General features: G+C 61.2%; 12 protein-coding genes. 3 read left to right on the top strand and 9 right to left on the bottom strand.

All coding sequences use genetic code 11. From position 1 onward, the window contains the following. Position 1 precedes the first annotated feature (1 nt). Genes F3J24_RS06095 through F3J24_RS06085 form a run of 3 tightly spaced genes read left to right on the top strand, consistent with a single transcriptional unit; the run spans position 2 to position 2,748 of the window. Positions 2–1,618: a mucoidy inhibitor MuiA family protein gene (locus tag F3J24_RS06095; RefSeq protein WP_167003662.1), complete on the top strand. Its 1,617-nt coding sequence runs from the start codon at positions 2–4 to the stop codon at positions 1,616–1,618. A 21-nt stretch (positions 1,619–1,639) separates the two neighbouring features. Further along, complete coding sequence (locus tag F3J24_RS06090) at positions 1,640–2,233, top strand: phosphatidylglycerophosphatase A (protein ID WP_167003660.1); 594 nt, start codon at positions 1,640–1,642, stop codon at positions 2,231–2,233. Positions 2,234–2,256: 23 nt separating this feature from the next. Next, positions 2,257–2,748 carry a CinA family protein gene (locus F3J24_RS06085; protein WP_167003658.1) on the top strand — a complete coding sequence of 164 codons (492 nt, stop codon included), beginning with the start codon at positions 2,257–2,259 and terminating at the stop codon, positions 2,746–2,748. Between the two features lie 6 nt (positions 2,749–2,754). Here the strand turns inward: F3J24_RS06085 and F3J24_RS06080 are convergent, their stop codons facing one another. Genes F3J24_RS06080 through cpaB form a run of 9 tightly spaced genes read right to left on the bottom strand, consistent with a single transcriptional unit; the run spans position 2,755 to position 13,747 of the window. Then, positions 2,755–4,644, bottom strand: a complete 1,890-nt coding sequence (locus F3J24_RS06080) for a TadG family pilus assembly protein (protein ID WP_167003656.1) — start codon at positions 4,642–4,644, stop codon at positions 2,755–2,757. A 21-nt stretch (positions 4,645–4,665) separates the two neighbouring features. Then, positions 4,666–5,091, bottom strand: a complete 426-nt coding sequence (locus F3J24_RS06075; RefSeq protein WP_167003654.1) for a DUF3613 domain-containing protein — start codon at positions 5,089–5,091, stop codon at positions 4,666–4,668. A 17-nt stretch (positions 5,092–5,108) separates the two neighbouring features. Then, positions 5,109–6,779 (bottom strand): tetratricopeptide repeat protein, encoded by a 1,671-nt coding sequence (locus F3J24_RS06070; protein ID WP_167003652.1) that lies wholly within the window; start codon positions 6,777–6,779, stop codon positions 5,109–5,111. Beyond that, entirely contained in the window at positions 6,776–7,729 is a 954-nt protein-coding gene (locus F3J24_RS06065) for a type II secretion system F family protein (RefSeq protein ID WP_167003650.1), read from the bottom strand. The genes F3J24_RS06070 and F3J24_RS06065 overlap by 4 nt, the downstream gene beginning before the upstream one ends. Next, a complete protein-coding gene (locus F3J24_RS06060) occupies positions 7,729–8,697 on the bottom strand; it encodes a type II secretion system F family protein (protein ID WP_167003648.1) in 969 nt (322 codons plus the stop codon). Before F3J24_RS06060 ends, F3J24_RS06065 begins: the two co-directional genes overlap by 1 nt. Continuing rightward, positions 8,690–10,024: a CpaF family protein gene (locus F3J24_RS06055; RefSeq protein ID WP_043003903.1), complete on the bottom strand. Its 1,335-nt coding sequence runs from the start codon at positions 10,022–10,024 to the stop codon at positions 8,690–8,692. Before F3J24_RS06055 ends, F3J24_RS06060 begins: the two co-directional genes overlap by 8 nt. Continuing rightward, positions 10,021–11,358 carry a histidine kinase gene (locus tag F3J24_RS06050; protein ID WP_240154273.1) on the bottom strand — a complete coding sequence of 446 codons (1,338 nt, stop codon included), beginning with the start codon at positions 11,356–11,358 and terminating at the stop codon, positions 10,021–10,023. The genes F3J24_RS06055 and F3J24_RS06050 overlap by 4 nt, the downstream gene beginning before the upstream one ends. A 28-nt stretch (positions 11,359–11,386) precedes the next feature. Next, positions 11,387–12,751: a pilus assembly protein N-terminal domain-containing protein gene (locus tag F3J24_RS06045; protein WP_167003646.1), complete on the bottom strand. Its 1,365-nt coding sequence runs from the start codon at positions 12,749–12,751 to the stop codon at positions 11,387–11,389. Positions 12,752–12,754: 3 nt separating this feature from the next. Then, positions 12,755–13,747: a Flp pilus assembly protein CpaB gene (gene cpaB, locus F3J24_RS06040; protein WP_167003644.1), complete on the bottom strand. Its 993-nt coding sequence runs from the start codon at positions 13,745–13,747 to the stop codon at positions 12,755–12,757. Between the last annotated feature and the right edge of the window lie 36 nt (positions 13,748–13,783).

The following is a 13,783-nucleotide window of genomic DNA, read 5'->3' as shown; positions in this document are numbered from 1 at the left end:
AATGCGTTCAAGCCGTCTTCTGCCTGTGTCCATGGTCTGTTTTGCCGCTGCTTTGCCCGGGCTCGCCCTGGCCGACGCCAGCAGCCTCAGTGTCTCGGGCAATCGCGCGCCTATCACCGAGGTCACGCTCTATCCCGGCATCGCCGCCGTACAGCGCGAGGCACGCATCGAAGCCCAGACCCGCCTGCTCAGCTTTGAATGCCTGCCCGCCAGCGTGGACACACAGAGCCTGCAGATCAGCGGCGACGAAGGCGTGCGCGTGGGTGAAATCAAGACCCTGATGCAGTCCAGGCAGATGGCTGCCAACGAATGCACCAGCCCGCTGGATCAGCAGATTCGCAGCCTTGAGGATCAGCTCGCGAACATCGAGGCCGAAGAAAGCGCCGCCAGGCTGGTGGGCGATTTTCTGCAGGGCATGAGCAAGCCTGGCGACGAAGCCAGAATCAGCCCCGCGCAGATCGCCGGCACCAGCCAGGTCCTGCGCCAGACCAGCCGCGACAACAGCCTGCGTGCCCACCAGATTCAGCGCCAGAAACAGGACCTGCTGGCACAGCTGCAGCCCCTGCGTCAGGAACGAGACCGCACGGGCTCCGAGCAGTCTCAGGTCATGAAAGTCAGCGTGCAACTGGCCAGCGCACGCGCGGCCAATGTGCGCCTCAGCTACCAGGTGCGCGGCCCCAGCTGGCAGCCCAGCTACCGTGCGCAGCTGAACACTGCCAGACAGCAGGTGCAGCTGGAGCGCCAGGCCCTGGTGGTGCAGGCCAGTGGCGAAGACTGGAGCAATGTGCGCCTGCGCCTGTCCACTGGACAGCCTGGCCGCAGCTCCCAGGGTGCCATGCCGCGCCCCTGGACGGTGGATATTGCCCAGCCGATGCCCCCCGCCGCTCCGGCACCAGCCCCCGTCGCCATGATGGCGCGCAGCAGTGCCGGCGCCATGCGCGAAGTGGCAGCAGCCCCGGACTTGCCGGTGCTCGATGTCTCCAGCATCAACACGGCCTACAGCACGCAATTCATCGTGCCGTACAAGATCAGCGTACCCTCCAGCGCCGAGCGCATCACGCTGTCGCTAGGTCAGGAAAATCTGGCGACCAACTTGCTGACCCGCACCGCGCCGGCCATGGAAGAGGCGGCCTATCTGATTGCCACGCTGCAGGCTCCGCCAGGCATCTGGCCGGCAGGCCCGGTGGCGCTGCTGCGCGACGACGCACTGGTTGGCAATGGCAGGCTGGACTTTGGCAACGCCCAGGCGCTGGCGCAGGGACTGTCTTTTGGTCGCGATGACAACGTCGTGGTGCGCCGCCTGCCTGCGCAAAGCCACACCGGCAGCGGCGGCTGGGCCAGCAGCAAGACCGAGCGCAGCATCGTGCGCAGCTATGCCGTGGAAAACCGCCACAACCAGTCCATTGCGCTGCAGGTGCTGGACTCGGCCCCTGTTTCGCGCAATGAGCAGATCAAGGTGCAGTCGCAATACAGCCCGCCGCCCGCCACCACCAGCTGGAACGCGCAAAACGGCATGATTGCCTGGGAGCAGAATCTGGCCGCCCGCAGCACGGCCCAGTTCCAGGCCACGCACCAGATCCGCTTCCCCGAAAACCAGCCCATCACCGGCCTGCAGTAAGGCAGCGCGTATCATCACGCCATGACGGATGATCTATCAGATAGCGCCGCAGCGCATGTGGATAGTGCGCAAGCAGCTATCAATAACAAAGCACGCCCCGGCATGAGTGCGGCGGGAATCGCCCACCCCAGCGTGAAGTTCATGCTGCAGCATCCGGCCCATTTGATTGCGCTGGGCTTTGGCTCCGGCCTGCCCCGCGTCGCCCCCGGCACGGTGGGCAGCCTGTGGGCATGGCTGGCCTATCTGGTGCTGGCGATGTGGCTGAGCCCGGCACAGATCGGCTGGCTGATTGCCGCCAGCATTCCCGTAGGCTGGTGGGCCTGCACCGTCACCGCAAAGCATATGCGCGTGGCCGACCCCGGCCATATCGTCTGGGACGAAGTGGTCGCCATGTGGATTGTTCTGTGGCTGAGCATGCCCATGGGCTTCTGGGGGCAGCTGACCTGCTTTGCGCTGTTCCGCTTTTTTGATGCCGTCAAACCCCAGCCCGTCAAATGGGCCGACCGCCTGTTCAAAGGCTTCGGCCCGCGCGGCGGCTGGGGAATCATGTGGGATGACCTGGTAGCCGCCTTCTGCACCCTGCTGGTGATCGCCATTTGGCGACATTTCTTCTAACGGCCCAAGCCATGGAGGAGACGATGAGTACACAAGCAAGCAGCATCGAAGAGCTGGTGCGACAACTGGCCGCCAGGCTGACCGAAAAAGGCTGGATGCTGGCCACCGCCGAAAGCTGCACCGGCGGCATGATTGCCGCGGCCTGCACCGATCTCGCAGGTTCCAGCCAATGGTTCGAGCGTGGTTTCGTGACCTATTCCAACGAGGCCAAGACCGAGATGCTGGGCGTGCCCGCCGAGCTGATCGCCAGGCACGGCGCCGTCAGCGAAGAAGTCGTGCGTGCCATGGCCGAGGGCGCCATCCGCCATTCACGCGCCCAGGTCAGCATTGCCGTGACGGGGGTTGCGGGCCCGAGCGGAGGCTCTGCCGAAAAGCCTGTGGGGACGGTGTGGGTGGGGTGGTGTCTGGGCCAATCGATCTACAGCATGCGACTGAATCTGCAGGGATCACGGGCCTGGATTCGTCTGGAAACGACGTCCCACATCTTGAAGACGGTTCTTGCAAACCTGCATTGATTGCCACTAATAGACCAGCGCAACCGTTCCGCAGTCCATGCGCCCCTCCAACTCGGCCTGTGCCAGATCGATCCCGAGAAGTCCCAGGAGCTGATTCAAGACGGGGTCCAGTAGAGGCGCCAGGATTTGCGCAATCACTGTAGACAGTGTTTTGAGAATTTCCGCAACCAGCTTGGTCACAAGATCCAGCAACCCGGCCAGAAGATCACTGCCGGACGGAGGCTGAATGACTTCGATCTTGTTGTTACCAAACAGTCCCTGCAAGCTGGCTATCAAACCCTTCATGCTGAATTTCTGAAATGCTTCATTGTTGCTGTTCAAGGACAGCAGGCTGTCGGGCGCGCTCAAATCGAAGATCTTGGAATCTTTCAAGGCCTCCGAGGAGTCAATCTTCAACCCTATCCCCCCATAATAGCCAGCCTCTCTTGGGGAGAGTAGGAGTTGGCGACCTATATCGATAATCTTGAAGGGCTGCAGATAGCTCGATGGGTTCTTGCTGAAGGCGTTCGTGAATGCCTCATCAGCAGAGTTGCCGAACCGCCCGAACCGGATCTTGGCCACCGAGGTTTCGGCATGGACCCTCATCCTCCTGGTGGGCAAGCATTGACCATTCTCCACCCAGGCCTGCGCCCCAACCCCTTCGACCTGCACATCAAACCGGGTGGGCAACGTTGTCAGCTGAGGCGAGACACTGGTCAGCAAGCCAATCAAACCTCCCAATGCATTGACAAGCCCGGACAAGCCGTCCAGCACCTTGAGATCTACCGATATCAGTGCTTGAATCTGGGCGGTTTTCACCGCTACTGCAGCGTTGGCATAAGAGGATGCGCTGGTGGTGGGCAATGCGGCAATCACCGATGCCTGAGGCGGCTCAATCACCTTCAGGTTGAGCTTTACGCCAGCCACTCCAGGAATATCCAGTGCATTTCCCTTGACAGCCACTCCGTTCTTCTGTCCTGAAACCTGAGCCAGCAACTGGATGATGTTCAAGGCGTTCAATTGCGTCTGCAGTGCAGCTTCCGGCAAGCCTGAACTGACGTTCAATATTTGTCTAAGTGTGATCTGCACATTGGATATATTGGCGGCAATCACGGCATTCAGTGCAGTAATCGCTGCATTGACTGCGGAGGCTGAGTCTCCATTGGAAATCGGCCTTTGGAAAAGCGTCAGCATGACGTTGACCACATCGAGAGCCGAAATAGGCGCATCCAATATCTTCTCGTAATCAATCACGGTCGCATTGATATCTATGAGTCCTTTTTTTCCACCCAATTCCTTGAAGAAATCGAGCAGGGAAACATGGGCATTGGCCAGACCGTTCCAGCCCACTGCCTGAATATTCAAATTCCCCCCCAGCAAACCGCCAATGATCGGATTCAAAATGGCCGATTTCTTATCGTCGATGACAAGCAAGGTGCTTCTGATTCTCAGCTGTGCCAACGGCCTGCTTCGCGCCGCGGTTGCAACGGCTTCGACCTGACGGCCATTCGCAGCAGTCACTGAAAACAGGAACAAATACGGCACCGTTCGGGCAACGGTCACACGGGAAGCATTCAAGGGGCTGGCCCCATTCACAAAATAGGTCCTGGTATCGGCCACCCCGGGACTTGGGGTCCAGTTCCCGCATTCAACCTGCGGCGCACCCGTCATCCCGTTCAAGGTCGCGATACGAGCCGCATTCGCCTGGCAGTCTGCCGGGGTTTCGCCCTGGGCCCCCGCCAGCGCCGCCAGATCGGCGATCTTCTGCAGCTCACGCTTCTGCCAGAACACATTGCCGATATCGATGGTTGCCAGGCAGATCACGGCAATCATCAGCCACAGCGCCCCCAGCGTCGCTACGGAACCCGATTGGCGACGCATGCGAGCACGGCTCAGGCCTTTGGCAAAAGACTGCATGCAGAGAACCTCTGTGGCCGCCTAGCGGTTGCCGCCGGTTTTACTGCTCACCTGTGTTTCCGTGCTTTCCGGGATCTTGTGGGTAAAGCTCTCCAGATAGCGCTGATAGGTACGCTGTGCCACATCGCTTGTCACGGGATAGGCATTGCGCGATGCATACTGGCCGCTGGCCTGCAATGCCAGCAGATAGCTGGAGGCGTCGCCTACCCGATTGCTTGCCGGTGGTGTCAGGGAAGCATTGCCGGGAGCTGGTGTCTGCGTCACTGCTGCCTGTGCAGGTGCTGCGGGCATCGCTGCCGCACTTCGAGGCGCACTCATATTGGTCACTCCCGTGCCGGCGCCGGTACTGCTGCCGGCCTGCGCCATGGCGACCGAGGCCGTGCCCAGTCCCATCAACGCCAGGGTGAATGCGCGGGCCCGTTGGGTGAATGCTGTCTGCGTATTCATGGGGACTCCTTGAAGGTTCAGGGCCAGGCACGCTCGGGCGCACTCTTCTTGGCAGAAGCTGCAGGCTTGCTGCCGGCATCTTCATCGGGGGTCTCGAAAAACAAGCCGCCCGCCGCGGTGCGCTGGGGCAGCATGGCTTGCACGGCCTGCTTGCCACCGGATTCACCGGCCTGGCGAACGGCGGCAGGATGTGCTGCCGCCATCACCACCGCAGCCTCCGGCATCGATCTTGTCGGGCGCACAGGCTGGCGCGCGATCACGGGCTGCACCGCAGGCTCGGCTTGCGAAGCCGACTCTGGCTGCGTCTGCTGCGGTTTTGCGGGCATCGCCTCGGTAAGCAGAGGCTGTGCAGGCTTGGGCGTCTCCTGCTTCGCGGACTGAGAAGCCGTCGCCACGGCCGCCTCCAGCGGCGGCGCCACTATCGCTATCGATGCAGGAGCTGATTGCGCTTTAAATATGGATGCTTCAGACTGCTTTGACTCTGAAATCCTTTCCAATGGAGCGGTAGCCGCTACATCGACAGGAGCAGCTATTGCCTGCATAGGCACAGGCGGCGCGTAGGCATAGGTTTGCTGAGCCGCCGGCACAAACTGGCTCGCTCCCTGACCGGGGTGACGCGGTCTTCCTGCATCAAAGCTGCCGCCAGAGACCATCCACTGACCACCGCTGGGCGCCCGCTCCACATTCCGCGCCACCATGGGCTGCGCTTGGGGCAGCAGCAACGGCAACGAAGCGGTACGAGATGGCACAGACTCCGCTGCCTTGACTACCACTACCGGAGCCTTTGCAGCTTCAGGCTCCGGTACGGGCTTTTTTGCGGCGGGTACCTCCTGCACCGCAGCAGGCTCCGGCGCTTCGGCGGATTTCCCGGAGCTGGCCACGGCCTCGGTTGCAGTCTTCACTTCCGGACGGGAGAGGTTGACGACCTTTCCGGTCGCAGCTGCGGCAGGCTTTGCTGCTGCCAGGCTTGCAGTCCTCGACCACTCCCCGGCCTGCTCCTTGACCAGTTGCTGGGTCTGTGCGTCCAGCTTGCGCTGGCGCATGAATTCCTCGGCCTGCGCGTTCTGGCCGCTGACCATCATGAACAGGCTCAGATTGACGTTGACCTGCGCATCCTCGGGGTTGAGCTGCGCCGCCTGCATCAGCGGAATGCGCGCTGCGTTCAGATCATGCGCACGCAGATAGGCATAGCCCAGATCGGTCAACAAGCGCGAATCCACAGGGTTGCTCATGCGCGCCTGCTCCATCTGCTGTGCGGCACTGCGAAAGTCGCCCTGCTCTGCGGCCACACGGCCCAGGCCGTAGCGTGCGGCCCCATCCTTGGCACTGCCCAGCAGGCCCTGGTAGATGGGGATGGCTGCACTGAGCTGCCCCACCTGACGCAATGCATCGGCGCGCAGCAGCCGCGAATCGCTGGAAGCGCCCCATTGTTTGTCCAGTGCGTCCAGGTGCGCGATGGAGGCATACCAGAGCGACTTGGACTGCATCTGTTTGACCAGAGAGAGGTAGGTGTCCTGCGTGTCGACCACCGCCTCCTTCTCCAGCGGCCTGTCTGCCGCGGCCTTGGCCGCGGGCGACAGCACGGGCTGGCTCTGCCCCAGCAGATTGCCCATGCTGGAGCAGCCCGACAGCAGGGCCATGGTTGTAGCCGCCAATGGCAGCATCAGATATCGGCTTTCTTTTTTCATTTGTTTATCCCCCCCAATGCCTTCATCACGGCCAGAAAGCCGGGTCCGGCAGTAACGATGATCAGGGCCGGCAGCAGCGTCAGGACCATGACGCCCGTCATCTTGACCGAGATCTTTCCTATCAACTCCTTCATCTTGGCCTTGCGCTCCTCGCGCAGACGTTCGCCAAAAATGCGCAGCGGCTCCTGCACGGCTCCGCCGTATCTGTCGATCTGAATCATCAGCGATGTCAGATTGGTCAAGTTGTCGCTCTGATAGACCTCGCTCATGCGGGCAAAGGAACGCTCGCGTGTGCTGCCTCGGCTGTATTGCTGGTTGGCCAGCTGTATTTCCTTGGAGAGTACGGGCATGACATTGCCGAAATCGGAGCCAATCACCTGCAGAGTCTGATCCAGGCTCATGCCCGTGCCTTGCAGCAAGCCCAGCAAGTCGACGAGCAAAGGCAGCTCGCGGGCGACGCTGGCCCTGCGGCGGCGCGCCACGCTGCGCAGCACCCATTTGGGAAGCAGAAAGCCTATGGTGAATGCTGCAAACAGGTAAAGCAGAAAATGCTTGCTGCCCGAAAAAACAAAGGCAGCCAGCAGTAAAAGCAATACGGAAACCACGCAGCGTGCTAACAGATATTGCAGCTGTGCGCGAGTCGATCCCCAGCCGCATTTGCTCAGCAAAATGCGGTCTTCCTGTGCAACCAATGACTTGCCCAACGAGGTATTGAGCCAGTGCGCAGGCAGGTCGCCATCGCCATTAAGCGAGCGCAGCAGATCTGCAGGCTTGGAAGGCACTGCTGTCGCGCTCGCCGCAGCAGCACCGCTGCGGCTCAGCGCATCCTGAACCACCTTGCTGCTGCGTTCACGGCGCTGATGTGCGTAGGCAATCAAAACCGCACCTATCAGCGCAGCCAGGGCCAGAAACGCCACGCTCAGCATCAGCAAAAGACGGGATGTCTCCATCAGTCAGCCCCCTCATCGAGCTTGGCCATGCGGTAGAGCAACACAACACCAAAGACCTGCAGAGCCGCCGCCGCCCAGATGATGTTGCGGCCACCGGCGTCATTCCACATATTCAGGAAATAGCTCGCATTGAAAGAAATGATCAGACAACACACGGCCACCGGCAGCAGGCTCAACACCCAGGCGGACATGCGCGTTTCGGCCGTCATGGCAGACAGGTCCTGCTCGGCCTGCTCGCGGTCACGCATGAAGTGGGCCACACGCTCCAGCAGCAGATCGACCCGGCCTCCATAACGCACGCTGATGCGCAAGATGGCTGCCAGTAGGTGCAACTCATCCAGCCTTGTCTGCCTGGCCACATGGGCCACCGCATTCTCCAGATCCATACCCGCACGAGCCAGACTGGCGGCTTTTTCCATGACCGACTGCAAAGGGTCTTTGGTGCTGGCCGCTGCCATCTGGAAGGCCGCCTGAACGGAGTTTCCAATCGTCACCAAGCGCACCGTGTTGTCGAGAAAACCAGGCAGCTGCTGCGTGAGCCTGGCGCGAAACTTCTGAGCCCGCGAGTAAAGCCAAAAGAAAAAGCCAATCCCCAGCAGCACCAGCGCGGCACTGGCCGCCAGCCAGCCGACCGCAAGACCAACGGCCAGAAACGTCGCAGCAATCAGGACCAGCCCGCCATAGAAAAGTCTGGCACCCACAGTCCCCAACAAGATTGCGGGAACCGGCCAGCCTGTTCTTCTCTCATTGCCCAGCAAAGCATCCGCTACCGAACCATCAAAAGCCGATGCCGCTGCATCCTTGGCGGCAAACCCGGCCGCAGCGGCGGCACTCTTCTCCAGGCTCTGCTCCAGATGCCTGGTCATACGGTGCGTCCTCTGCTGCCGGCCGACAAGCATCCACAGCCCCATGGCGGCTGCAGCAATCAGCAGCGCCAGACTCAGGAGTAGGAATGCATGGCTAGCCATGGCGCAGCCCCGCATGGTTTGCGCCGTTGCCACCCGCGTGCTGCAGCACCGCACGATAGCGCGCCAGCTTGGGCGTATGCGGCACCATGCCCAGCGTGGTCCAGCGCTCCAGATCCTCCCCGTCGGGCTGCGGCAGCAACTCGTGGCGATAGAGCTCCTGGGTGGCAATCACGCTATCGATGATGCCTGTGACTTCGGTGATAGATGTGATGCGCCGCTTGCCATTGGGCAGGCGGCTGATCTGCACGATGAAATCGAGCGCATTGGCAATCTGGCGGCGCAGGCTGACCTCGCTGCCCTGAAAACCCGCAAAGCCCGCAAGCATCTCCATGCGGTGCAGACACTCCCGAGGAGAACTGGCGTGGATCGTGGCCATGGAGCCGTCGTGACCGGTATTCATGGCCTGTAGCATCTCCAGCACTTCCGCACCGCGCACCTCGCCCACCACAATGCGATCCGGGCGCATGCGCAAGCTGTTGCGCAGCAGATCCCGTATGGAAACCACTCCGGCGCCTTCAAAACCACCGGGGCGGCTTTCCATGCGTACCACATGCGGATGAGGCAGTGTCAGCTCGGCTGTATCCTCAATCGTCACCACCCGCTCATTGCCGGGGATGAAGCCTGCAATCGCATTGAGCATGGAGGTCTTGCCGCAACTGGTGCCGCCGCTTATGAGGATATTGCAGCGCTCGCGCACCGCCAGCTCCAGCAGGCGGGCCATGCCTTCGTCCATGGTGCCGAAATCGACCAGATCCTGAACCCGCAGCGGATCATTGCGAAACTTGCGTATCGAAACCGCCGGCCCGTCCAGCGACAGCGGCTCTATCACCACATTGATACGCCCGCCGTCCGGCAAACGCGCATCGACCATGGGCGTGGATTCATCAAGGCGGCGGCCCAGCGGGGAGATGATGCGGCGCACGATGCGCAGCACATGGGCGTTGTCGGTGAAGTGCAGGGCCTCCTGCTGCAAAATGCCCTTTCGCGAGACAAAGACGCGCTGATAGCCGTTGATCAGAATGTCCTCGACCTCCGGGTCGGCCATCAGATCGTCAAGTGGCCCCAGCCCCGACAGTTCCTTGTTCAGGGCCTGCGCAATCCATTGCACCTCCTCGTCGTTGACGGGAAAGCGCTGCTGACGCACAAACTGCTCAAGCTCCTGATGCACAAACTGGCGCACACGACTGGTTGACCATTTGGCAAACACCGCCCCCAGTTCCTCCACACGCGTCAGCAAATGCTCGTGTGCGACATTCTTGATCAGCAGCAGCTGCTTGGAGTCCGAAAAATGACTGCTTTTTTCGGCGAAAACGATGTCCATGCTCATTCGCCTTTCCTCCATCGCTTGGCCCATTGCCCGAGAACGCCCGACGCCGGCGCCGCGACCTTGTCGGCCGCAAGCGCTCCGCTCAGCAATGCTCTGGCCATGCTTCTGACACAGGTCACATAGGGATCACCGCGCAACGATTGCGACAACAGCTGGCCGCAGCTGGCCGCATTCAGCAAAACCGTGGACCGATCCGGAACCACGTGCAGCAATTCCAGACCAAGGCGCTGTGCGACCTCTTTGGCGGGCAGGCCGGCTTGCGCATTGAAGCGGTTGAGCACCAGCTTGAGCATGCCGCGATTCACGCCCTTGGCATCGAGTTCCTTGAGCATCTGCGCCGTAGACACAATGCCTCCAAGCGACTGGTCACAAATCACCCATCCCTGTCCGCTCTCGCGCAGCAACGGCGCCAGAAAATCTGCCTGCGCCATGCCACCCAGATCAATCACCTGCACCCCAAGCAGGCTCTTTAGCGTGTTGACTACGCCCGCTGCAGCGGCTGGACTGACTTCGCGCAGCATGCCCAGATCGGAGGGCCAAGCCAGAGTCACAGTGCCCGTGGAGTGCTTGGCAAAGGCCGATTCAATCAATGTAGCGTCCAGGCGGCGCGTATTCTGAACCGCATCCACAAAACTGAAGTCACCCGCGATACCCAGATACAGCAAGCCATCGCGTGCAGGCAGGCCCAGATCCAGCAACGCCGCATGTGCGGACTCTTCCAGCGGCAACTGACTTGCGCCAAAAGGCCTGGCAACCTGCTTTCTATTCTTGGTGCCTCGCACGTCATAGGCATGCATTTCCTGGAACATCACGGCCAGATGCGTTGCCAGCGTAGTCACACCCATCCCTACACGGGCTCCCAGCAAAGGCAGGGAGAAACCTTTAGTTTGCGGCTCCAGCGCCACCGCCGCAGGCAGCTGACTGCGTGCATGCATCTGATGCCTGATGGCCGCATTGGCCTCGCCTTCGGACGCATCCCAGTCAATAAATTCAACCACGCCGCAGCGCAGAGCCGCACGCATTGAAGTGGGCTCGGCAGCAGAGCCGGATCCCATGATCACCACACCAGGGAAACTGGCGCGCAGATCGCTGACCAGGGCGACGGCGGCGTCCGTCATGGGAGCCGAGAAATCCACCACCACCACGCCAAGCCCCGACGCCGAAATCGCAGTGTGAAGCGTTGCCAGATCGCCGGCCACCGGTATCACTTCCGCATCGCTGCCCAGAGCACTCGCCAGCCAGAAAGCGTGCGATGAGGACTGCGTCACCAGCACCACGCGTGCATTGCCGCTCACCGCCCCTGGCTGCGCGGTATTGAGCTGGGATGAGTCCATGCGCATATTCATGTCTCTACTCTGGTAGTCAGCGCGAGAAGCCCGGCGCCACGCTGGACGACAGACCGCCCGCCACCCATGGACCCCACACCGCAGGATCACGCTGCTCGGTGCGCCCTGGCAGCAGCGGCTCCACATTCACATCGCGAGCCAGCGGCTTGACAAGACGTGGCGTCACCACAATCGCCAGTTCGCTCTCCTTTTGCTGAAACTCCTGACGCTTGAACAGCACGCCCAGAATCGGGATATCGCCCAGCAAAGGAACCTTGTCGGTGCCTGATGTGGTGTTGCGGCTGACCAGGCCACCAATCACAAAGCTTTCGCCGTCGCCCAGCTCCACCGTCGTGTCGGCACGGCGTGTGGTGATGGACGGAATGGTCGCGCTGTTCAGAACAATGGTGTTGGCATAGTCCAGTTCGCTGGCCTCGGGCGCCACCTTGAGCACGATGCGATCGTTGGACAGCACCGTGGGAGAGACCGTCAAGCCGATGCCGTAAGGCTTGTACTGAATCGCCACCATGCCCGTGCCCGCTGGCACGGGAACCGGCACTTCGCCGCCCGACAGAAAGTTGGCGCTCTGACCAGACAATGCCACCAGGGTCGGTGCCGCCAGCACCCGCGCCAGATTATTGCCTTCGAGCATGCCTATATTGACACCGATGCCTGCCTTGTCGAACTGCATCAGCAAGTTGAAGGCCTGAGTCAAAGGATTGGCGGTCGCGCCCGTCGTGGAGCTCCCACCGCTTGCGCCATAGGAGCCGCGTCCAAAAATGCCAAAGCTGAAGCCCGAGCTGTTGGGGGACGTGCTGAACAGATTGAGACCCACCTTCTTCATCTGAGTCTTGTTGAACTCGACCACCTTGACATCGACCTGCACCACATTGCTCTTGAGCTGAACGCTGGAGAGATCGACGGTCTTGGCCTTGTCGGCGGACTGCGCGCTCGCCAGCTCACCGGCAAATTGCTGCTCTATCAGGCTGGAGGCCTTGGCCGTGCGCAGTTCCACGCGCTGCTGCACGTTGAGCATATAGGTCTGCGCCTGCGCTTCACCACGCGGCCAGACCATGAACGATGTACTGCCAGGCTTGAGCGGGCTCAGCAGGATCTTGGCGGCAGCCCCCTTGCCCGCACGCTTGATATGCACCGCCGCAATCGTGTCGTCACCGATTGCAATGCGTTCCACACCGCCAGGCAGATTCAACTCATGCTGAGCGCCCATCACGAGCTTGATTTCCCTGGCTGCTGTTGCTTGCTGCGCTCTGTTTTCGCTCACAGTGGGCACTTGCTGCGCAATGGCCGGGACAGTGACTGCACTCAAAGACAGGCTGCAGAGCAGATACAGCGGCTTCATTGACAGGGTGCGGGGCGAAATCAAAAAAGTCTTGTTATTCATAGCTCAATACCGCACGGTTTGGGAGTTGGCGCCACGCACGAATTCAACGGGCAGGGAAGAGTCCGCGGAAGCGGTGCGCGTGCGCGCCACGGCAGGCTTGGTCACCCCGGCTGTCATGGGCTTGGCCACACTCATGCGCGCTGCCGAAGTGCCTGCGGAACCGGCCAGGCTGCTCATGGCCACACCCGCCTGCGCTGCGTCAGCGCCTTCCAACGGAACTGCAACGGATCCCTTGGTCATGGCGACGGTCAATACACCAGGCAGTGGAGCAAACTTCTCGCTATCCGGCTCGGTCATGTCCGTGGGATTGCGCAGTGCCAGCAGCAGACTGCCATTGGAGCCTCCCAGCAGCAACTGATTGACCTCGGCCACCGGTACCGCAAGCACTGCAGTTCTGGCGCTGTCGGGAGCATTGGCCTGCTGCTTGCCCTCTGTTTTCTCCGGCGAGCTCAGAGCATCCACCGAAGCCGAACCGTAGGCCAGCACGCGCTTGCGCGACAGCAGCAAACGCGCCTGGCTCTGGTCAATTTCATTGCCGTCGCGCCGCAGTGCAAAGAACACATCGACAAAGTCACCGGGTCTGATGCGATTACCAGCGCCAATGCTTTCATCGACCTTGACCGCGACCGCACGCTCCCCCTCCGACAACTTGAGCGCCAGGCCGGTGACCATTTGCCCTTGGAGCACGGGTGCACCCTTTGGAATGTCCACCGCAGGAACGGAGCCAATGGCGGCCTGAACCTCCACATATGCACCATCGGGCTTGGCCGGCAACTGCATGAGCTGCAGATCCTCGGCCTTGAGTGCCTGACCCGCGGGAATGGCCTGCGCAGCCACCACCACGCTCAGGCTGGCATTGGGTTGGCTGTTGCTGGCAGAAGCTTGAGCCTGAGGGTCCGGTGCCTGAGGAGCCCTGGCAAGCATCCACCCATAAACACCCAGAGCCAATGCCACTGCCAGCAAAACCCCGACCGCGATCTTTGCGACATTCACCATAAATTCCCTCTTCTTACTGGGCCTCAAAGAGCAAGG

Source organism: Comamonas sp. Tr-654 (genome assembly GCF_011752915.1).
In the GTDB taxonomy this organism is placed as follows: domain Bacteria; phylum Pseudomonadota; class Gammaproteobacteria; order Burkholderiales; family Burkholderiaceae_C; genus Comamonas.
This window is presented reverse-complemented; position numbering and strand designations above follow the sequence as displayed.